General features: G+C 61.7%; 16 protein-coding genes. 5 read left to right on the top strand and 11 right to left on the bottom strand.

Annotation, left to right across the window (positions count from 1 at the left end; genetic code table 11):
• On the top strand, positions 1-1,584 hold a 1,584-nt coding region (gene ptsP / locus JZY06_RS01545; RefSeq protein WP_207117899.1), incomplete at its 5' end, for a phosphoenolpyruvate--protein phosphotransferase.
• 226 nt (positions 1,585-1,810) lie between these two features.
• Here ptsP and JZY06_RS01550 read toward each other — a convergent pair.
• The 4 genes from JZY06_RS01550 to lexA all read right to left on the bottom strand — a co-directional run bounded on the left by JZY06_RS01550 (position 1,811) and on the right by lexA (position 5,353).
• On the bottom strand, positions 1,811-2,314 hold the full coding sequence (locus tag JZY06_RS01550; protein WP_207117902.1) for a hypothetical protein: 504 nt from the start codon (positions 2,312-2,314) through the stop codon (positions 1,811-1,813).
• 211 nt (positions 2,315-2,525) lie between these two features.
• Positions 2,526-3,356, bottom strand: a complete 831-nt coding sequence (locus JZY06_RS01555) for a hypothetical protein (RefSeq protein ID WP_207117905.1) — start codon at positions 3,354-3,356, stop codon at positions 2,526-2,528.
• Positions 3,357-3,421: 65 nt separating this feature from the next.
• Positions 3,422-4,201, bottom strand: a complete 780-nt coding sequence (locus JZY06_RS01560) for a DeoR/GlpR family DNA-binding transcription regulator (protein ID WP_207117908.1) — start codon at positions 4,199-4,201, stop codon at positions 3,422-3,424.
• A 474-nt stretch (positions 4,202-4,675) separates the two neighbouring features.
• Positions 4,676-5,353, bottom strand: coding sequence for a transcriptional repressor LexA (lexA, locus tag JZY06_RS01565; protein WP_207117911.1), 678 nt, complete (start codon positions 5,351-5,353; stop codon positions 4,676-4,678).
• Between the two features lie 284 nt (positions 5,354-5,637).
• Between lexA and JZY06_RS01570 the strand changes: the two genes are divergently transcribed.
• Both JZY06_RS01570 and nrdR read left to right on the top strand, forming a co-directional pair.
• The gene (locus JZY06_RS01570) at positions 5,638-6,000 is read left to right on the top strand and encodes a hypothetical protein (RefSeq protein WP_207117913.1); all 363 of its coding nucleotides are present in this window, start codon (positions 5,638-5,640) and stop codon (positions 5,998-6,000) included.
• 112 nt (positions 6,001-6,112) lie between these two features.
• Complete coding sequence (gene nrdR / locus JZY06_RS01575; RefSeq protein WP_207117915.1) at positions 6,113-6,583, top strand: transcriptional regulator NrdR; 471 nt, start codon at positions 6,113-6,115, stop codon at positions 6,581-6,583.
• 101 nt (positions 6,584-6,684) lie between these two features.
• Here the strand turns inward: nrdR and hrpA are convergent, their stop codons facing one another.
• Together hrpA and JZY06_RS01585 are read right to left on the bottom strand one after the other, a co-directional pair.
• Positions 6,685-10,614, bottom strand: coding sequence for an ATP-dependent RNA helicase HrpA (gene hrpA / locus JZY06_RS01580; protein ID WP_207117918.1), 3,930 nt, complete (start codon positions 10,612-10,614; stop codon positions 6,685-6,687).
• Between the two features lie 906 nt (positions 10,615-11,520).
• Positions 11,521-12,480: a hydrogen peroxide-inducible genes activator gene (locus JZY06_RS01585; RefSeq protein ID WP_207117921.1), complete on the bottom strand. Its 960-nt coding sequence runs from the start codon at positions 12,478-12,480 to the stop codon at positions 11,521-11,523.
• A gap of 173 nt (positions 12,481-12,653) precedes the next feature.
• Here JZY06_RS01585 and JZY06_RS01590 point away from each other — a divergent pair, with 173 nt between their 5' ends.
• The gene (locus JZY06_RS01590) at positions 12,654-12,980 is read left to right on the top strand and encodes a hypothetical protein (protein WP_207117924.1); all 327 of its coding nucleotides are present in this window, start codon (positions 12,654-12,656) and stop codon (positions 12,978-12,980) included.
• Here JZY06_RS01590 and JZY06_RS01595 read toward each other — a convergent pair.
• The 4 genes from JZY06_RS01595 to JZY06_RS01610 all read right to left on the bottom strand — a co-directional run bounded on the left by JZY06_RS01595 (position 12,977) and on the right by JZY06_RS01610 (position 17,854).
• The gene (locus JZY06_RS01595; RefSeq protein WP_207117927.1) at positions 12,977-13,429 is read right to left on the bottom strand and encodes a PTS sugar transporter subunit IIA; all 453 of its coding nucleotides are present in this window, start codon (positions 13,427-13,429) and stop codon (positions 12,977-12,979) included. The genes JZY06_RS01590 and JZY06_RS01595 overlap by 4 nt on opposite strands.
• A complete protein-coding gene (locus JZY06_RS01600) occupies positions 13,426-13,674 on the bottom strand; it encodes a PTS transporter subunit EIIB (protein ID WP_207117930.1) in 249 nt (82 codons plus the stop codon). Before JZY06_RS01600 ends, JZY06_RS01595 begins: the two co-directional genes overlap by 4 nt.
• A 289-nt stretch (positions 13,675-13,963) precedes the next feature.
• A complete protein-coding gene (locus tag JZY06_RS01605) occupies positions 13,964-16,516 on the bottom strand; it encodes a DEAD/DEAH box helicase (protein ID WP_207117933.1) in 2,553 nt (850 codons plus the stop codon).
• Positions 16,517-16,642: 126 nt separating this feature from the next.
• The gene (locus JZY06_RS01610) at positions 16,643-17,854 is read right to left on the bottom strand and encodes a PAC2 family protein (protein ID WP_207117936.1); all 1,212 of its coding nucleotides are present in this window, start codon (positions 17,852-17,854) and stop codon (positions 16,643-16,645) included.
• 497 nt (positions 17,855-18,351) lie between these two features.
• Between JZY06_RS01610 and JZY06_RS01615 the strand changes: the two genes are divergently transcribed.
• Positions 18,352-19,446: a DUF4192 domain-containing protein gene (locus tag JZY06_RS01615; protein ID WP_207117939.1), complete on the top strand. Its 1,095-nt coding sequence runs from the start codon at positions 18,352-18,354 to the stop codon at positions 19,444-19,446.
• 129 nt (positions 19,447-19,575) lie between these two features.
• Here the strand turns inward: JZY06_RS01615 and galE are convergent, their stop codons facing one another.
• Complete coding sequence (gene galE, locus JZY06_RS01620; protein WP_207117942.1) at positions 19,576-20,562, bottom strand: UDP-glucose 4-epimerase GalE; 987 nt, start codon at positions 20,560-20,562, stop codon at positions 19,576-19,578.
• Positions 20,563-20,769 lie beyond the last annotated feature (207 nt).

The following is a 20,769-nucleotide window of genomic DNA, read 5'->3' on the forward strand; positions in this document are numbered from 1 at the left end:
GAGGTGGTTGCCGAAGCCGACCGGGACAGCCAGTACGAGCGTTTCACCACCGCCGCCGACGCGGTGGCTGACCGGTTGGAGCAGCGGGCCACCCAGGCTAACGGTGCCGCCAGTGAGGTGCTCACCGCCACCGCCGGGCTGGTGCGTGACCGCGGTTGGCGTAAAACGGTGAAAAAGAACATCAACTCCGGGCATCCGGCCGAATACGCTGTGGTGGCGGCGACCACGAAGTTCATCTCCATGTTCGAGGCCGCCGGCGGGGTAATGGCCGAACGCACCACCGATTTGCGGGATATCCGCGACCGCACCATCGCTGAGCTGCGCGGTGAACCGGAGCCGGGTCTTCCGGCGGTGACGGAACCGGTGGTGCTGCTGGCCGATGATCTCTCCCCGGCCGACACCGCAGCCCTGGACACCGACCTGTTCATCGCCCTGGTCACCGAACTGGGCGGGCCGACCTCGCACACCGCGATCATCGCCCGGCAGCTGAATGTGCCCTGCATTGTCGCCGTCGGCGAATCGATGAACAGCGTGGAAGACGGCACGAAGGTTCTGGTCGACGGTTCGCTCGGCACCATTGTCACCAACCCGGACGCCGACGATGCCACCGCGCAGGTGGCCGCCTGGAAAGACATGGCGGAAAGGGTCGCCCAGTGGCAGGGGCCGGCCACCACCGCCGACGGCCACCGGGTGCAGCTTCTGGCCAATGTGCAAGACGGCAAAGCCGCCCGCACCGCAGCCGGCACCCAGGCCGAGGGCATTGGGCTGTTCCGCACAGAAATGTGTTTCCTCAACTCCAGCGACGAGCCGTCGGTCGACGAGCAGGCGAAAGTCTATTCCAAAGTCTTTGAGGCCTTCCCCGAGTCGAAAGTTGTCGTCCGCTCGTTGGACGCCGGCTCCGACAAGCCGGTGGCGTTTGCCTCCATGGCCGATGAGATGAACCCGGCGCTGGGTGTGCGCGGGCTCAGGGTGGCCCGCGGCAACGAAGGCCTGCTGCACCGGCAGCTGGATGCGATCGCCAAAGCCGCAAAAGACTGCGGCCGCGGGGACAACGCGCCCACCTGGGTGATGGCGCCGATGGTGGCCACCGCCCGGGAAGCGAAATGGTTCTCCGGGCTGTGCGCTGAGCGTGGTCTGACCGCCGGCGCCATGATTGAGGTCCCGGCCGCCGCCCTGATGGCCGACAAGATCATGCCGCATCTGGACTTCGTGTCCATCGGCACCAATGACCTGACCCAGTACACCATGGCCGCCGACCGGTTGTCGCCGCAGCTGGCGTACCTGACCGACCCGTGGCAGCCGGCCGTTTTGCGGCTGATCGACCACACCTGCCGCATCGGGGAGAAAACCGGCACCGCCGTCGGCGTGTGCGGTGAAGCCGCCGCCGACCCGCTGCTGGCCTGTGTGCTCACCGGCCTGGGCGTGAACTCCCTGTCGGCGGCGTCGACCGCCATCGCCGGGGTCGGCGCGCAGCTGGCCGAAGTCACCTTCGATGACTGCAAACAGGCCGCCAACGCCGCCCTGGATGCGCCGGGTGCCGTCGCCGCCCGTGAGGCTGTGCGCGCCCTGCTGCTCAACGCCTGACCCGGTTCACGGACCCGCGCCCGCGGCACAGGCACAAGGCACAGGGGACAACGTCACTGACCATCCCCCCTGTGCCGGGGACGGGCGTGCGGGCCGGCCGGGCGCAGGTGGTGCCACGCGGGCCAAGCAGCAGTGGGGTGAGAAGGAAACAGGGGAAAGACGGAAAAAGACCGTCGACCCGGTTTTGCTGCCGGGTCGGCGGTCATCTGCGTGTCAGGGGCAGTCCCTAACGCACGCGGCGGGTTTTCGCCGGACCCTTACCGGCTGCCCGGCCCACGGCCAGACAGACAATGATGAAGGTGTAGAGCATCACCGAATCCAAGGAGACCACCCACCAGCCGGAGCCGCCCGACGGTGCCCCGGGAAGAGTCTGCTGCAGCGCCAGGGCCACCGCATACACCAGAAGTGACAGCCCGCCGGAGTTGTAGCCCGCGGCGGCCTGCCGCCGCAGACGCCCGGTGGCCACCAGATCGGTCACAGCCGCCGACAGGTTCAGTATCGCCCACCCCAGCCCGCCGATACGCACCAGCACCAACACAAGCTGCAGGAAAAACACCCCGCCGCCGACTTCCGCGGGCAGCGGTAGCCCGGAGGCCAGCGTATTCAGGGCGGCAATCAGGGTAATAATGCCGATGAGAATGAACAGGGCACTGAGTGCCTTGGCATCCTGGTCTTTGTGGACGGCGCGGCGGCCCGACGGGGGGACCAGGGATTGGATTCGAGGCTTCATAGCAAAGGGCGGGTATCCGGGCGATGACAGGGGATGGACGGTGACGCCGCGTGGTCGGTCGGTGTTTGCCCTGGAGCAGGCAGTAAAGGAAACGACAACCGGTGCGGTGCCAGCAACAGACTAACACGCCGCCCCCAGCGCTGATTGGGTGGAAAAACCTGCACAAACAGCCAAACCGTGATGGCTGACCGGGGCGGGTGTCTGCTTCCGGCTACCGGTCGGACCAGTGGAGGATTCGGGCCACGGTTTGGTCCACCCCCATGGCCGCAACCCCGTTGTTTTTGGCCACATCGGCGACAAACTGCTGGACACTGCTGGCCACATAGGCCCGGCCGCAGTCGGAGACCACCACCACCCCGGCCGCCACATGGTGGTCCAAAGCGATCCTTTCGGCCACGGCCGTGACCGCGGCGTCACGGCCCCGGCCGCCTGCGGCCTGAAGCTCAACCTCGACGGCCCGGGCGATCTCCGGCTGGATGCTCGTGCAGATAATCCAGTCCGGACGGATATCGGCCGGCCAGTTCAAGTGCAAAAGCGAGGGATTGTCCCGGCAGTCGAGGGCGATGGTGATGTCGCTGAAATGGGTGCGTGCGTCGCGGACAATCGTCTGGTAAAAACATTCGTCCGCATCATCGGGGCCGGTGATGAACACGATATCGCCTTCTCCGGCGGTGTTGACCACCATCCGGGACAGCTTGTCGGCTTCCCCCGGCACCGGGTGGAACCCGCTGCGATTTACCCCGGTGGCAGCACCGGCCATCGAATCAACCCTGAAGCTTCCGGAAAGTGGACGGTCGACGGCGACCAGACGGTGGGGGATGTTCTGACCGTCAAGCAGCGACCCCAACCGGGAATCGGCCGGTGCCGCGGCGACGAGCACAACATCGGCCTCCAGTTGGGCCAGCTGTGCGGCGACAGCCACCCCGGTGCCCGCGGCCTGCTGGTGTACCGCCGCCAGGCTGAGAATCGTTGACGCCCCCAAAACCGGGTCCAGCCCGGCGGTGCGGTCAATGGTGGCGCAGGTGCTCACGGCAATGATCATGTCGCCACCCTACAAAAAACCACCAGCGCGGCCCGCACAGGACGGCGAAAACCCCGGTAGCCGAGCTAGTTGGCGATCACGACCTCGATTTCGCGTTCGCGCAACGCTTCGACAAATGACTGCGGGGCGGCGGAATCGGTGATGACCACATCGATGTCGTCCAGACCCGCGAAACTGACCATGTAATCGCAGCCCATCTTGGTGGCGTCGCACAGCACCACCACCTTCCGGGCGTTGATGATCATGGCCCGTTTGACGGCGGCTTCCTGCGAGTCGGCGGTGGACAGGCCGTGATCGAGGGTTAAAGCGTTGGTGCCGATAAAGGCCACATCGGCCCGCAGCAGCGCCAGGGTGCGCAACGCGGTGTCACCGACGACCGCCTGGGTGATCGAACGCACCGATCCGCCGAGCAGCTGTACCTCCTCGATACCGGCGGCCGCCATTTGCATGGCGATCGGCAGGCAGTTGGTTACGATCGACCAGTTGTGGGCCAGAGGGTGTTTGGAGATCAGCTCGGCCAATGCCGCAAGGGTGGTGCCGGCATCGAGGAACATTCCGCCCTGCGCATCCGGCAGATAATTCATGGCGGTGCGGGCAATGGCCGATTTCGCCCCCGAGGCACTCTTGGAACGGGCATCCACGGTCAACTCGGTGGTCTGGAAGTTCTGGCTGGCCACCGCGCCACCGTGAACCCGGTGGACCGTTCCTTCACTGTCGAGCACAGCCAGGTCGCGGCGAATGGTTTCTGCTGTCACCTCGAAGCGTTTCGACAAGTCAGTGACGTTGACGCGTCCTTCGACCGCCGTTAGTGAGGCGATTTGCCGGCGCCGTTCCTCTGCGTACATGGTGCTCCTTCGCGGCCACCGGTGGTGCAACCGGAGGCGAATCCTCAAAGTGTCCGTTTGTTTCCAGTTTGGCACGGAAAAGCCAGACAATCGGGCAGACCCGGTAACCGCCCGCGGTGAAAGTGACCGTTCGGTGTGTCGGTAAGCCACCCGTTTCCCACATCGACTGGCTCCAATAATTAGAAAAAAACCTTGTCAAGGCGATGATGTGGGTTCGGTCAAGACTAAAAACGACACACTGTCGCGGTGACAGAGCGCACAGGGGGCTTGCCCCTCTATAGGGGTAGTGTCAGCCGTGTTGCCGGTACTGAAATGGTCGGTGGGGGCGAATTGCGCCCACGAAACGGATATCCGTACGGGAATTTCTGTGGTGTGATTTACCTGTTACGGACACTGCAAAGCCCGTCCGGAGGAAATGCAACATGCCTGACGGACGGGCTGGGGGCCGGTGATGGGCAAAGGGGCGGTGACCGGTCAGTACTTCCTGAACGAGGAGACCACGACGCCGATGATCTCTGCGTCCTCGGCCCGCCGGGCGTCGAAACTATCGTTGGCCGGAACCAGCCAGGCCTTGCCGTCGGCGTCTTTGTGGAAGCGTTTGACTGTCGCTTCACCATCGAACATGGCGGCCACAATCTCGCCGTTCTCGCACGTTTTCTGGGCGCGGATGACGACGAAATCGCCGTCGAGGATCCCCCGGTCTTTCATTGATTCGCCGACTACCTGCAGCATGAACAGGTCTCCGTCGCCGACCAGTTCGGTGGGAAGCGGAAAATATTCGTCAATGTTCTGCTCGGCGGTGATGGGGATGCCCGCTGCGATTTGTCCGACCAGCGGGACAATGGCGGGCCGGGTATGTTCCGGACCGTCGGCCGGGTAGTCGACCGGTGCCGGGGCGGGGTCGCGGCCGTCGGGAAGTTTGCGGACATGAACGGCACGCGGCTTGTTGGGGTCGCGGCGCAGGAAGCCTTTTTTCTCAAGTTCTTTGAGCTGGTAGGCCACCGATGATGTTGACTGCAAACCGGTGGTGTCGCCGATCTCACGGATGCTCGGCGGGTAACCGCGAAGCTTGATGGCGTCGTGGATGACCTCAAGGATGCGCTTTTGGCGGTCGGTGAGTGCATCGGTCACCTTCTTCTTGGGGCGGCCCATGTTGATCAGCTTCCTTCATTGTCCGTTGGGGTGCACAGGTGGGGGGCGCGGGGCACCGCTGGTGTTCCCATGGGGACCGGACTGTCAGTGTCCGACCGGCGGATACACCCCGTTGCTGCAGCCAAGCCTAGCATCTCTTTTCGATTTTGTGGCCCGGGTGTTGCGGTGCGAGCGCAGCAGTGTTATAAATCGAACATACAAACTAACTCGAACGTATGTACGCAACCTGTGCAGCTAATCTCGGAGCGCCGGGTAGTTTGAAACTCATGAACGGAACAGCAACGATGAAATACCCCCTTTCCCCTGCGGTATCAACTAATTCCCGGCCTTTCGCCCCTGCTTCCCGGACTATGATCTGGGACGGATCCCAGCGGTCATGCCTGCCTCATCTGGTCGGTCAGGTGCGCACCCTGACGCCACAAAATCGAACAACCTCTCGCACCCCCGAATTGGTGCGGGAGGACTGTCGGCCACCCACGGGTGACGGGCGGCGTTCGAAGAAACAACACGCCGCGACAGTCCTGACCGGAATGCTCGTCGGGCTGTGCGTGGCCGTCAGCCTCATTGCGGTTAATGAGCAGCAGCCCCCGTCCTACGACCGTTCGTCGGCCAGTGTCTCACAGCAGTCCGGGATGACCCACGGATAGATGTGTCCGGGCGCCGGTTTCGGTTAGGCTCGAGGAGACAAGTCAACCGCTTCTCCGTTTTAGCCACGCCGCAGCGATGGTCGGCTGGCCCGATTTTAATCCGCAGGTGATCATGCTCTGTCCTTTCTGCCGCGAGGATTCCTCGAAAGTCCTCGATTCGCGTTCCGTCGGCCAGGGCACAACCATCCGCCGCCGCAGGCAGTGCACTTCCTGCGGATACCGTTTCACCACCATGGAAAAAGCTGTGCTGCTGGTGCAGAAACGCTCCGGGGTGGTCGAGCCTTTTTCCCAGGACAAAGTCATTCAGGGGGTACGGCGGGCGTGCCAGGGCCGGGATGTTTCGGAGGACTCCCTGAAGCGACTCGCCCAGGAAGTCGAGCAGCAGGTCAGCCGCAAAGGTTCCCAGATTTCAGCCCACGAGATCGGGTTGGCCATTCTCGATCCGCTGCGGGAACTCGACGAGGTCGCCTACCTGCGTTTCGCCTCGGTGTACCGGTCGTTTGAATCAGCCGATGATTTCCTCACCGAAATCCGCCGGATGCGTAGGTCGTCGAAACGCTTCGAAGACACCAGCCGCGACTAGCCGCGACTCCGCGGCCGCCGTACAACCACCCAGGCTGGGATCAGCCCCGCACCACAGAAAGTGCCGGACGATCCCGGCCTGCGTTTTTTTGCGCAGGGCGACTAGCGCAGTTTGTCAACTGCTTTTTGCACCCGTCGCAGGCTGGCGGGCCTGGCAGTCCCCAGCTGCTGGGCGAAAAGGCTCACCCGCAGTTCCTGGATCATCCACTGGATGTCTTTGACCTCCGGGCTGCGCTGCCTGGCGGAAGGCAGCGCAGCCAACTTTTTCTGCAGATAATCGAGGGCGTCTTCGACCGTGTCTTGGTTGTCGGCGTCCCTGTCCGGGTTGGTTCCCATTGTTTCCAGTCGGATCAGCATCGCCCGCAGATAGCGGTCAAGATGCTTCAGACGGTCAATGCCGTGCCGGGCCAGCGCATGCTCGGGCAGGAGAAAATCCAGCTGGCGTTTCATGTCGTCAATGGCTGGACCCTGCCATTTGTCCAGTTCCGCTTTCACCTGGTGGTAGGTGACCATTGCGGGAGCCAGAATCACCACGATCCGCCGGATACGGCCCGGCACATCGGGGGCGACGGCTTTTTTCAGGGCGGTGAACTCATCGGGTTTGCGCACCGGCCCGCCATTCGCCATCATCGAGTCCCTTATCGCCGCGGTCCTGGCGTCATCGATCAGCCCCTGCGCGCCGCCGTGGGGGAAGCTCTCCACGGCCACCCGCTGTTTGAGCGGCAGCCCTTTGAGCATGCCCTGGGTATTGACCGTGATTTGGCGCATCAACAGCGTCAGCGTGGCGGTGAGCATGGATGCTTCCGCCTCCTGCTTGGTGGGCATGACGGTCACCGCAATACCGTCACTGGTGGCGACCAGAGCCGGATAAGCGTTGACCTGCTGTCCGTCGACGGTGGTGGTGACGGTCTCCCTGATCTCCCCGAGAGTCGTGTCATCCCAGGTTTTGGCTTCCTTTTTCACCGCCACCCGGCCGGCTTTCGACAGCGACGAGGTGATCTGCCCGGCCCGCCTTTTCTTCAGCTGGTCAAGGTTTTTATCGCGGTCAATGACTTTCCCCCGTTTATCGACGGCTGCGAAGGTGATGCGCAGATGGTCGGGGAGTTTTCCGGGATCGAAATCGTCGGGGTTGATTCCCGATCCCCCGAGAACCCGCAGTGCATCGGCCAGCTGTGCGGTGACAGTGCCGGTGTAGGGAGTCAGCTGCGGCAGGCACCGCTGGGCGAAATCGGGGGCCGGCACCACCGAGCGGCGCAGCGGTTTCGGCAGCGTTTTGATCAGCGCGGTCAGCATCTCCAGGCGGAGACCCGGGACCAGCCAGTCAAATCCCTGGGAGGAAAGATTGCCCAGTAGTGGAACCGGCACCTTCACAGTCACACCGTCATCGGGTGCCCCCGGCTCAAAGTGGTAGGACAACTCGTAGTCGATGCTTCCCTGCCGCCACAGATCCGGGAACGCATCCTCGCTGACGGTCTCGGCCTCGTCGCTGATCAGCTTCGCCGGATCGAAGTCCAGCAGCTGCGGGTGGCTGTCGCGGGTGTTTTTCCACCACTTGTCGAACAGAATCCCGGTCGTTACATCGGCGGGAATCTTGCGGTCGTAGAAATCGAACAGGGTGTCTTCGTCGACGACGATATTGCGCCGCCGGGCCTTGTCCTCCAAACCGGCGGCCGTGTCGAGCTTTTCCCTGTTGGAATGGAAAAACTCGTGGTGGGTGGTCCATTCACCGGCGATCAGGGCATGCCGGATGAACATGTCGCGGGCAGCTACCGGATCAACCCGGTGATAGGGCACCGTCCGGTCTGCGACAATGGTCACCCCGTACAGCGTCGACTTCTGGTGGACCATGGCCGCGACCCGTTTGGTCGACCAGTGGGGTTCCGAATAGTTGTGGCGCAGAAGATGCGGGGCGAGTTTTTCCACCCATATCGGGTTGATACGGGCCACATCACGGGCGAACAGCCGGGAGGTTTCCACAATCTCGGCGGCCATGACGAACTGCGGCGGTTTCTTCGACAGGTTCGAGCCGGGGAAAATCCAGAACTTCATGTTCCTGGCACCCTGGAATTCCTTGGTTTCGGCAATCCGCATGCCGATATGCGACAGCAGACCGGCCAAAAGGGCCTGGTGGATGGAATCCTCATCCGGTTCGCTGGCAACAGAGCCGGGAACATTCCAATCCAACTGGTCGGCAACATTTTTCAGCTGCCTCACCAGATCGAACCATTCCCTGATGCGCATGTAGTGGAGGAACTCCTGCTTCATGCGTTTGCGGAACTTGTTTCCCGACAGCTGGTTGCGGGTGCCGGTGATGTAGTCCCACAGTTTCAGATAACCGATGAAATCGGAACTGCCGTGTTTGAACCGGGCGTGCTGCTGATCGGCCTGGGCTTTGAAATCCATCGGCCGCTCCCGGACATCCTGGATGGTCAGGGCGGCAACAATGACAATGACCTCCGCCAGGCACCCGGTGTCGTGGGCCTGAATCATCATCCGGGCCATCCGCGGATCCAGCGGGATACGCGCCAACTGCTTTCCCACCGGGGTCAAAACCGGATTGCCGTTTTTCTCCCCGTCACTTAAAGCGCCAAGTTCCCGTAAAAGAAGCAGGCCGTCGCGGATGAGTTTCGTTTCCGGCGGTTGCACGAAAGGAAAATCGGCGATATCGCCCAACCGCAGGTTCGCCATCTGGAGAATCACCGACGCCAGGTTGGTGCGCAGAATCTCCGGGTCGGTGAACTCCGGCCGGGAGATAAAGTCCTCTTCCGAATACAGTCGGATGGCCACACCGTCGGCGATACGTCCGCAGCGTCCCGAACGCTGATTCGCCGAAGCCTGCGAAATCGGCTCGATCGGCAGCCGCTGCACCTTGTTTTTCGTCGAATAACGCGAAATTCTCGCGGTGCCTGTATCAATGACATAGTGGATTCCGGGGACCGTCAGCGAGGTTTCGGCGATATTGGTCGCCAACACAATCCGGCGGCCGGAATGAGGGGTGAACACCCTGTGCTGATCCTGGTTGGACAACCGGCCAAACAGGGGAGTGACCTCCACACCGCGCCAGTGCTGGCCCTCAATGGCCTCCATCGCATCTCGGATATCGGCCTCCCCGGCAAAGAAGCAGAGAATATCCCCCGGCCCCTCATTCATCAGCTCCCGACAGGCATCCACCAGACCATCCAACGGATCAACATCGATCTGCCTGCCCTGCGCATCCTCTCCGACCAGCGGACGGTAACGGACCTCCACCGGGTATGTCCGCCCGGATACCTCGATAATGGGGGCCGGTTTATTCGCCGCGTCAGCAAAATGCCGGGAGAAACGCTCCGGATCAATGGTCGCCGAAGTAATGATCACCTTCAAATCAGGGCGCTTGGGCAAAATCCTTTTCAGATATCCCAAAATGAAGTCGATGTTGAGACTGCGCTCGTGGGCCTCATCAATGATCAACGTGTCATAGGCGTTGAAATACCGGTCACGGGACATCTCCGCGAGCAAAATACCGTCCGTCATCAACTTGATGGCGGTCGTCGGCCCCACCCGGTCATCGAAACGGATCGCATAGCCGACCGACTGGCCGATCGACTGGCCGAGTTCATCGGCAATACGTTCGGCGACAGTGCGCGCGGCCAAACGGCGCGGCTGGGTGTGCCCGATCAAACCGGTCCGGCCCCGCCCCAGCTCAAGGCAAATCTTCGGAATCTGGGTGGTTTTACCGGAACCGGTCTCACCGGCGATGATAACCACCTGATTGTTCTCGATCGCCTCCGCAATATCATCCCGGCGGGCACTGACCGGAAGAGTCTCCGGGTAGGTGATCTCCGGCAACGCCGCAATCTTTTCCGCCATACGGGCACGCGCCGTATGCAGGTCCCTGGCAATGGCGCTGCGGGCCTTCAGCGACGACGCCTTGCGGATGCGGTGCGTAAAACGCCTCTGGTCAACCAGCGACAGCCCCTCGGTCAACGCCAGCAATTCGCTGGTGGCGGGAGCTGAATGGTGGCGGGGTTTGCGGGAACGATTCTCAGACATAACGGGCCGTAAGTCTACAGGCAACAAGCACATTCACACCGATCAAGCCCGGCCGCACCGGGATCGAAACATCAAAACAACCACCGGCCCGACAACCACCACCGGGAGCGGACAACCGGAAGCCGGACACCCCCTGCGCCAGCAGCAACGCCCGGACAATGCCCACAATAAAAAACAAAAACCCATCACACCAGACACTCCGGCAGGCGACCGGCGCCGGGGCCTACCGGAAAAACACCACCGTCCCGGATGGGGGAGATCGCGGGGAAAAGCCTGCGTAGAAAAACTGGCAGGCCCCCGGGAGGGAGTCCCACGTTGAATCCACCGTCGCCGAACTACCGGCACACCGGGCAAACAATCCGCGGAACACACAACACAACAGCCAGCAGCCGCCTGTCACCACAGCCGGTTACAACCCGAGCCGGACAACGCGTCCTGCGCCACCCCGGTGAATGACTGGCCCGGCCCCGGTTGACCTGCTGGCGGCCACAGCTGCAACAGGGACAACACTGGCTGTCATAGCCCTCGTCGGGCGCACACATCCCGTGGCGCACCACACCGCACCGGACTGCTGAACGCCACACCGGCCACCACCGTCACCCCCCGCTCATGACCGCAGTTCCCCGTTGCACGACCGGACCAGCTGTCACGCACACAACTGTCCGCACGCTGGTGTGGGCGGTACGGATCGGCGTCACACTGGCCCCACTGGTGACGGTGGCACCCTACGTCGCCACCGGCAGCAACCTGCCGTCTACCACCGCACTGCACCAAGCACGGCAGCCGGGAGCAGGCAACCATCCGCGACGTGTCCCCGGTCGCGCCGGGCTGTCTTTTTTTCGATAAGTATTCCGCCCCCGGCCACGGCCGGGGGCGGAGATGAATCGATGGGGATGCCGCGCTGGTCTAAGGTGACACATCCGGTTGGTTGTTGGTGGCCCGGCGGAAAGAGCCTTCCACCAGTTGGCCGAATTTCTCGAATTCGCTGTCGCGGGAGGAAGAACCACGGTAGGCCAGGGCGATGGTCCGTTTCGCGGTCACCGACGGGGCGAACCGGGCTATGGCAAGTCCGGGCCGGTTGCATTCCAGTGGAACCGCCGAGGCGGGAACCAGCGTTGCCCCCAGGCCCCCCGCCACGCATTCCATCACCGTCGATAGGCTGGCCGCTCTGGTGGTGATGGTGCCCGGCCCACCGATGGCCACATCGGACTTGTGGCACAAATCGATGATCTGGTCGCGCAGGCAGTGCCCGTCGTCGAGAAGCAGAAGTTCCATGCCGAGATCGTGCAAATCCGAAAGCGTCAGATCATTCCGGCCGGCGAAACGGTGATCCTCGGGGACGACGACGAGGAAATTCTCGTCATAGAGTTTCTTTTCGTTCACCCCATTGATTCCGATCGGCAACGCCATAATGGCGCAGTCGACCTGGCCGTCGCGAAGTCCCTCCAACAGATGTTTGGTCTGGTCCTCAATGATGCAGGGACGGGAGTCGGGGAGACGATCGGCCATCAGACGGAGCAGATTCGGCAGAATATACGGTGCCACCGTCGGAATGATGCCGATGGTCAACGGTCCCACCAGGTCACCATTGGCCCCCCGGGCGTGGTTGAGGAAACTGTCGGCTGCGTCCAAGGTGGCTTTGGCGTACGGCAGCAGCATCTCTCCGACCGAGGTGACGATGACCTTGCGGGTGGAACGTTCGATCAGCTGGATGTCGAGCCCGTTCTCCAGGGCAACCAAAGCCTGTGACAGCGACGGCTGGGAGATGTTGAGTTTCTGCGCAGCGGTGCCGAAATGTTTGTTCTCGGCGATGGTGACGAACGTGCGCAGTTGAGCGAGCGTCGGCTTGTACTCTTTATTGCTCATGCCTATAAGCTTACGTCACCGCCAGCGGATAGTGCATAACTTTTGCGGTAGGCGGACAAATTATGAGGTGATGGCCATCACATTACAGATGGTGATTGGCTCAACTGATGTGTGACAGCCAGCGGGGACAAGCGTTTTTTCCGGTTGTCGCACCGGGCGCACGGTGGTCTAAGATGGACAGGCCAAAGAAGCGAAAGCATGTCTTCAACTGGAAAGATAACGTCGAATTCACCGACAAAAGGAGTCCACTGATGAGGGTTCGCGCCTGGGCTTTACTGGCTGTTCTGGCCGCGGGCACGCTGCTCCTTAAAGCGTCGCGGAAAAATACTGCCGCCACCACCAAATGGGTGTTGTCGACCGCTGCGGTGCTGCTGTTGCTGGTGGCAGCCGTACTCAGTGTCGGAATCCGCAGTCGCAGAATTCGCCGCCGTGCCGGGGGACGGACCGCGGGCAGTCACCCAAGGGGCAGCAAGCATAGCGCCGTCTCCGCTGCGGGTTAGCAGGTGAACAGGCACTGTCCCTGGCTGACCTGGGTACAGGGGGAGCAGTGCAGGTTGGGTGTGTGTCCACCCATCACCAGCACCGACGTGATCGGGTTGAGACCGTTGGCCTTGACCACGGCCACATCCACTGTGAGCATGGCGTCCCCGGCGGTGACGTGATCGCCCTGGGAGACTTTGAGGTCAAAACCTGTGCCCCTGAGATGGGCTGTATCAATACCGACGTGGACCATGATTGAGTGTCCTTCATCGTCGAGCAGAACCACCGCATGGGACATCGCTCGGATGACATCGCCGCTGACAGGGGCACACACAGTGAGAGGTTGTGGGCTTTTGTCCTCGGGGATGACGGCAAGTCCGTCGCCGACGGCCCGGGATGCGAACACCGGGTCGGGCACCGAATCAAGGGTTGCTGTGGTTCCGTTGAAAGGGGAACGGACCTCGGTCAAGAGTTGTCTCCCAGGTAGTCGTTGACTGCGGCTGCGATGGATTCGGCTGTCGCCCCGGCAATCAGTTGAAGCTCGTCGCCGGTTTCCAGGACCACCGAGATGCCGTAGTCCTTCAGTAGTGGTTTTTTGACAAGTTCCGCATCGCTGAGTCTCACGTGAATGCGGGTGACGCAGCTGCGTACCGACGACACATTGTCGGGTCCGCCCAGGGCTGCCACCAAAGCTTCCGGCTCAATAGAGGGCATCAGACATTTTTCCCGTTCACAGTTTCGGTGCCAGGTGGCGAGACGGGCGTGTCCCCGGTGTGGGCGGGGGATACGGCGTGCACAATCCCCATGTTGCGGGGGGTTGTTGTCACCCGGCGGTTGGCTCGTGGCGTCGGGGCTGTGGAATGGTCCCGGCGGAACCCGCTTTGTCGATCAGATACAAACGCGGCGTGCACCATACTGCCACACGTTGCGGGGGACGGGTGTGGGTGGGGCTGGCTCCGATACCCCGTACCTGAGGCATGCTGCCCCAGCCAACTGTGGTTTTCTAGTTCTGGTCGAAACGCAGTGAACTGAAACGGACTTCACCGGCATGGTCGGAGGCGTCCAAATCGATGACGGCCTCGAAGGCGTAGGCGTTGTCGCCTTCCGGATCTTTGAGGATCTGCCGGACCGTCCACAGACGTCCCGAGGTATCCGTGGGGCGGAAGTATTCCGGCCCACGGGCCGCCGGAGAGGTGTCCAGGTCCGCGTAGTCGGCGAAATAGTTGTCCATGCCGCCGGGGAAATCGGGTTTGTCTTTGGCATCGAGATAGTCGGTGAACTGTTCCAGTTCCTCTTCTTTCTCCCAGGCAAACAGTTGCACCAGCCGGAACATGGCGTTTCGCACCATAATGGTGAATGCGCGCCGGTTGGCGGTCAATGCTGTCGGATCCTCGACGCCGAAGGCCAGCTCGCGGCTGAGATCCTCGGCGCTGATCGGGGCATCCGGATCAGCCATCTGCGCCCACTCGTCCACCAGTGAACTGTCGACCTGGCGGACCAGTTCACCAAGCCAGACGATAATGTCGTCGAGTTCCTCGGTGGTTTTGTCGGCCGGCACGGAGTGCTGCAGGGTCCGCCAGGCGTCGGTGAGGTAACGCAGGACCACGCCTTCGCTGCGGCCCAACCCGTAGGTGGCGATGATGTCGGAGAACGTCATGCCCTGCTCGACCATTTCACGGACCACCGATTTTGGTGACAGCTCGAATTCGCGGACCCACGGATGCCCTTCGGCATACGTGTCAAAGCCGGTCTCCAGCAGTTCAGCCAATGGCATCGGCCAGGTGATGTCTTCGACTATTTTCATCCGTTCGGTGTAATCGACGCCCTCGGATTTCAAGGCCGCGATTTCGTCGCCGCGCCGCTTTTTCTGCTGCGCCACAAGCAGTTGGCGCGGGTCATCGAGTATCGATTCGAAGACACTGACTACATCGAGGGTGTAAGTGTCAGATTCCGGATCGAGAAGATCAAGGGCAGCCAGGGCAAACGGCGCCAACGGCTGGTTGAGCGCGAAGTCACGCTGCAGTTCCTCGGTTACATGCCAGATACGCCCGTGCTCATCCGGGGTGTCACCGTCGACGCGCTGAACAATCCCGGCGGAGACCAGACCGCGGAACAAACCTATCGCGGAGAGGATGTCGGCATTCTGCCGGGTACGGGTGTTGTGGTTGTCCCTGAGCAGTTTTTTCAGACGCTGGTAACCGTCGCCCTCGCGGGCCAGAACGTTGAGCAGCATCGAGGTTGATACCTGAAATTGGCTTGTCAAGTTCTCCGGTTCGGCTGTGATCAGGCGCTGGTAAGTAGATTCTGTCCAGGCGACCTCACCGTCACGGGCCGATTTCTTCCGGATTTTCTTCAACTTCTTCGGATCCGAACCCGCCCGTTTGCGGGCCTGCCAGTTTTCGGTTTCGTATTCGGTGGCCTGGATGACGACATGGCCTTCGGTGTCATATCCGGCCCGCCCGGCACGGCCAGCGATCTGGTGGAACTCGCGGGATTTCAGTATCCGCTGCTTCGTTCCGTCGAATTTGGCCAGCCCGGTCATCAGCACGGTCCGGATGGGGACGTTGATGCCCACTCCGAGAGTGTCGGTGCCGCAGATGACCTTCAACAGCCCGGTCTGCGAGAGCTTTTCCACCAACCGGCGGTATTTCGGCAGCATGCCGGCATGATGGACGCCGATGCCGCGGCGTACCAGCTTTGACAGGGTTTTGCCGAAAGTCGTGGTGAATTTGAAGTCACCGATCTCGGCACGGATCCTTTCTTTTTCTTCCGGGGTCAGGATGTTCAGGCTGGTCAACGCCTGGGCGCGTTCGGTGGCTTCCCGCTGCGTGAAATGGACGACATAGATCGGGGCCATTGACCGGTCCAGAAGATCATCGATGGTTTCGTGAACTGGGGTGTAGACGAACTCGAAATCAAGGGGAACCGGGCGTTCGGCATCGGCGACGATATCGGTGGTGCGGCCGGTGCGTTTTTTCAAATCCTCCACCAGCCAATCGAGATCACCCAGGGTCGCCGACATGAGCAGAAATTGCGCTTTGGAAAGCTCGAGCAGCGGAACCTGCCACGCCCAGCCGCGTCCGGGATCGGAATAGTAGTGGAATTCGTCCATCACAACCTGATCGATCCGGGCGTCGACTCCGTCGCGCAGCGCGATATTGGCCACAATCTCGGCGGTGGCGCAGATAATCGGGGCGTTGGCGTTGACGGTTGCATCACCGGTCATCATGCCGACGGACTCCGCGCCGAAGATGTCGCAGAGGGCGAAAAACTTCTCACTGACCAACGCCTTGATGGGCGCGGTGTAAAAGCTCCTCTGGCCTTTGGCCATCGCAATGAAGTGGGCGGCGATGGCCACCATCGATTTACCGGAGCCGGTGGGGGTGGCCAAAATGACGTGGTCATCGGCCAACACGCCCAAGGAGGCTTCTTCCTGGTGTGGGTAGAGGCTGATGGAGTTGGCCTCGCACCAGCCGATAAATGAATCCCAGATGCATTCATCCAGCAGGGATTCGGGAACATCGTCTAAATCGGGGAGCATCTCGGTCAGGTTCACACCCTCCACCTTATTGGTTCAGCGGGAATCCCGGTGGGGTGGTGCCGGCGACAAGACACAAACACCGCTCGATGAAACGGTGGCCGTGGCGGTAAATGGGGCAGGGAACCGACGCAGTCAACCGAATCAGGGTTTGCGGAAAAATCCTTTGAACCATCGGTTCGGATCGAATTTTCCGTTGTCCGGATCGGGGGAGTCTTCGTCCGCGGTGTCCCCGTCTGTCTCGGCCGGATCGAGGTTATCGGTTCCACTATCTGTTTTGCCGCTGGTATCTGCAGCCGTGTGCTCGGGCCGGGGCTGTGCCCCATCGGCGGCAGCGTCACCGGTGGTGCAATCCGTGGCAATCTGCGGCGGTGTGTCGGCCGCATCGGACCCGGAGTCTGTGTCCACGGTGGCTGTCTGATCCTGATCCGGTGGTGCGGATTGAAGTTCAGCGAGGAATTTTTCCAGTTCCTCGCCTATCTGGTCAGCGGAAGGAACACCACCTTCGCCGGGCATGATCGCGCCCGGATGCTCGGTGCGGTAGCGCTCGAGTTCCTGGTCGTACTGCTCTTCCAACGGAGTGAGCATTTGTTGGATATCCGGGAATTGCTCGATGTTCTCGGTGATTTGGGCACGGAAGGTTGCCGTGTCCTTTTCCAGCGATTTCAGCGGCAGGTTCAGGTCACCGACCAGGGAGACGGCGTTGAGCAGCCGCAGAACAGCCTCCGGATATTCATTGGCGGCAATATAGTGCGGCACATGGGTGGTGTAGCCGCCGACCGCCCGACCGAGGCCGGTGAGAATGTGCTCGATAGTCAGGGCGGCTGAACCGGGCAGTGTCAAACCGGAGTCCATCCGGAAATGACGCTCCGTCATTTTCGGGATGTTGCCGTGCGCCGACAGCACCATGGGTCTGGTGTGCGGCACAGACATGGCCGCCGAATACAGGCAGACGGTCTGTGAGATATCGAAACGCTCCACCAGATCGGCGACCGCCCGTGAAAAAGCGTTCCACCGCATATCCGGTTCGGGTCCGGACAGCAGAAGAAAAGGTTTGCCGTCACTGTCGGTGAGCATTTTCACCGTCAGGCTCAAATCATCCATCCCCGTCACCGCGGCATTGTCCATGGTGACAGTGGGGCGTCGGGAGCGGTAATCGATCAGTTCATCGACGTTGAAAACAGCCACATCCTTGTTGTCGAGGGCGTGGATCAGATGCTTGGCGGCCATATCGACGGCCTGCCCGGCGTCCGCGTATCCCTGCAAAGCAATCACCAGGGTACGGCCGGTTGACGGGCCGTCGAACTGCGGGGCCGGGTAGGCCAGTTCGTACATTCTGCGCTGGTTGTCACCCACAGCGTCTACCTCCTTGTGATGGTGATGGCGTTCCGGTTCTGACCGGCACTTGCGGCGGGTCGAATCCGGGACAAGAAACGGGCAATGTCTGGTCCACGGTGCGGATGGAAGGTTTCTGCCGCCTTTCTCGGGGTTGTGGGTGGATTCGGCCGGATAGTGGCTGTTGCTTTGAAGACGCAACGGCCGGGGGCGGGCGTGTGCGTGGTCTGCATCCATCTAGAACGCACATCCGGCCGGTGATGTTCCCAACCAACCTACCCGGCGGAAGCGACGATGACAGTAAACGCCACACAGCAGGCACAAGACCCGCAGGTGACAGGAGGCAGAATAATTGCTTGCCAAAAATGTCCCCGGCAGCCGTGAAGACTATACAAAAAGTGGCCCCGGTCAGCGGACGGTGCGCCGCCGGTTGTGGACACTCCGATGATGTCCACAGAATTCCCCCGCGGCACATCATGACTGTTGAGGCTGGTAGCGGGGTTTTTCATACTGCGGGCATGACACAGACACCTTCGCTCGGTCCCGCTGACATCCTCGCCAACATTCCCGGTTGCCTGGGCTATTTTCCCAGGGAAATGATCGTCGTGGCCGGTTTCCGCACCACAGTCACCAATCCTCAATCACTGATCATGGGGCCGATCGCCAGTTGCCCGATCGCACAGGCAGACAACGCTGCCATGGTCTCCATCGCCCGGTCCATGCCCGGGTACGACGTCCTGATGACATTTTTCATCACCGGGCATCTCGGTAACCCTGCGCTACACACCCTGTTTCTGGCCCTGTCCGGGGAAGCGTGCCGGCAGAACAAGAAAATAGGCGGTGCCTGGCACGCTGAGGCCATCGAATCAGGTGGTCCCTACCGGATGGTTGTGGTGCCCGATCAATTGGCCGGGGGAGCCGAGGGGCTGGCGCCGACTTTTTTCGGGGGAACGATAACCGAGATTGCGGCAGCACCCGCCACCCTGAAATATCTGCGTGATACCGGTGAGCTGCCGGAGATCAGCAGGGAGGAACTCCACGGACGTTTTTTCACCACCGGCCACCCGTGGGACGAAAAGACATGGAATGAGCTTGTGGAAACCGCAGACGGCGAGGCAGAACCGGTCCGCGACCGGAAGGGATGCATCGACACCGGATGGGCCAGGGAACTTATGGGCCGCTACAGTGCGCTGGCGACCAAGGTGAGGTTGAAAGACCTAGACGATGACTCCATCACCGCCGACAAGGAGATGATCGCAACACTGCTGGCCGTCACCGGCACATCGTGGGCGCGTGACTGCGGTCTTGAGCTGTCGTTGTCACCCCGGACCGCTGCCATGGCCGCCCGGTTGCAACTTCTCACCTCTACCATCACCACCGGGCAGCGGCGCTGCAATGCACTTGATTTGTACGCGGTAGCCGAAATAACCCTCGGCAACAGTCAAGCCGCTCTGGCGGCGCTGCAGCAGGCCTACTCCGAGGATCCGGGACACCGGATGACGGGGCTGCTCAGACAGGCGTTGTGCCGTGGCGACTACCAGATGGTGCTTGACGGCTGCCGCGACGGACTCGACGCGATGCTGCGGTGCAGACCCGGGGGACAGGCGGCATAAACCACAGCACCGAAAAATGCGCTCTGACAGCACCATCCCCGCCCGCGGGGGCGCTGTGGCACACGCCGCCCGCCGGGACGGGGATGGGTTGGGAACAATCAGGTTGCAGCAGCCGGAACGGCCGGTTGATCAGCGTTGACCGGCCGAGTAAGCCCGGTCACCCAGATTCTTGGTGAAGTTCCAGGCGTCTTTGACAATGGTGTCGATGTCGGTGCGGGTCGGGTTCCAGCCGAGTTCTTTTTTGATTTTCTCGCTGGAGGCGACAAGCTTCGCGGGGTCGCCGGCACGCCGCGGGGCGACCTCGGCCGGAATCGGATGGCCGGTGTGCCGACGGCAGGCTTCAATCACTTCCTTGACCGAGTACCCTTCGCCGGATCCGAGGTTGAAAATCCGGTGCACACCGGGTTTATTGGTTTCCAACGCCAGCAGATGGGCGTCGGCCAGATCCCGGATGTGGATGTAGTCGCGGATGCAGGTTCCATCCGGGGTGTCCCAGTCGTCGCCGAAGATGAGGATTTTATCCCGGTGCCCCAAGGCGACTTGCAGCACCAGCGGGATCAGGTGGGTCTCGATCCGTCGGTTTTCCCCCACTGAGCCGTAGGCGCCGGCCACGTTGAAGTAGCGCAGGGATGTCGCCCCCAGACCGTAGGCGCGGGCGTAGCTGGCGATGGCATAGTCGATCGACAGTTTCGTCGCCCCGTAGGCGTTGGTCGGATTGGTCGGGGCGTCTTCGGTGATCGGAATGGTTTCCGGTTCCCCGTAGGTTGCCGCCGTGGAGGAAAACACCAGGTTTTTCACATCGTGGGCGTGCATCGCGTTGAGGATTTTCAGGGTGGTTCCCAGATTGTCCCGCCAGTATTGATCGGGAACTTCCTCGGATTCACCGACCAGCGACCGGGCGGCGAAGTGGATCACCCCGTCGAAGTCGCCGGAGGACAAAATTTCGTCGGCCATCTCGCCGGCGTCACCTTCGATGAAGCGGGCCTTCTCGGCGACAGCTTCCCTGCTGCCGGTGGACAGGTTGTCCACGACGGTGACGTCATGTCCCTGTTCACACAACACTGCGGTGCATGTACTGCCAACGTATCCGGCTCCGCCGGTCACCAGAATTTTCATGGTTTTATCGGGTCACGGTCCTTTTAAGAATCGGGTTGAACAAAAGGTCGCGGGGGAATGCTGCAGCATGTGGACCCGATGGCCGGAAAGCCTATCGGGGTGGCGGCCCGGGCTGGGCGCAGCCGCGGTGGGGAACACCAGCCGCAGCACACGGGTTGCCGGACAAGGGCAGCCCGGTGGGGAAGGATGGGGACTGCGAATTCAGTT

Source organism: Corynebacterium mendelii (assembly GCF_017307055.1).
GTDB lineage: Bacteria > Actinomycetota > Actinomycetes > Mycobacteriales > Mycobacteriaceae > Corynebacterium > Corynebacterium mendelii.

Coding starts and splice junctions, on each gene's coding strand:
- JZY06_RS01590 (WP_207117924.1), top strand. CDS start 12,654: ATGGACAGGCCAAAGAAGCGAAAGCATGTCTTCAACTGGAAAGATAAC.
- JZY06_RS01570 (WP_207117913.1), top strand. CDS start 5,638: ATGAAATACCCCCTTTCCCCTGCGGTATCAACTAATTCCCGGCCTTTC.
- lexA (WP_207117911.1), bottom strand. CDS start 5,353: ATGGGCCGCCCCAAGAAGAAGGTGACCGATGCACTCACCGACCGCCAA.
- JZY06_RS01555 (WP_207117905.1), bottom strand. CDS start 3,356: ATGATCATTGCCGTGAGCACCTGCGCCACCATTGACCGCACCGCCGGG.
- JZY06_RS01560 (WP_207117908.1), bottom strand. CDS start 4,201: ATGTACGCAGAGGAACGGCGCCGGCAAATCGCCTCACTAACGGCGGTC.
- JZY06_RS01585 (WP_207117921.1), bottom strand. CDS start 12,480: ATGAGCAATAAAGAGTACAAGCCGACGCTCGCTCAACTGCGCACGTTC.
- galE (WP_207117942.1), bottom strand. CDS start 20,562: ATGAAAATTCTGGTGACCGGCGGAGCCGGATACGTTGGCAGTACATGC.
- JZY06_RS01550 (WP_207117902.1), bottom strand. CDS start 2,314: ATGAAGCCTCGAATCCAATCCCTGGTCCCCCCGTCGGGCCGCCGCGCC.
- hrpA (WP_207117918.1), bottom strand. CDS start 10,614: ATGTCTGAGAATCGTTCCCGCAAACCCCGCCACCATTCAGCTCCCGCC.
- JZY06_RS01615 (WP_207117939.1), top strand. CDS start 18,352: ATGACACAGACACCTTCGCTCGGTCCCGCTGACATCCTCGCCAACATT.
- JZY06_RS01600 (WP_207117930.1), bottom strand. CDS start 13,674: ATGCCCTCTATTGAGCCGGAAGCTTTGGTGGCAGCCCTGGGCGGACCC.
- nrdR (WP_207117915.1), top strand. CDS start 6,113: ATGCTCTGTCCTTTCTGCCGCGAGGATTCCTCGAAAGTCCTCGATTCG.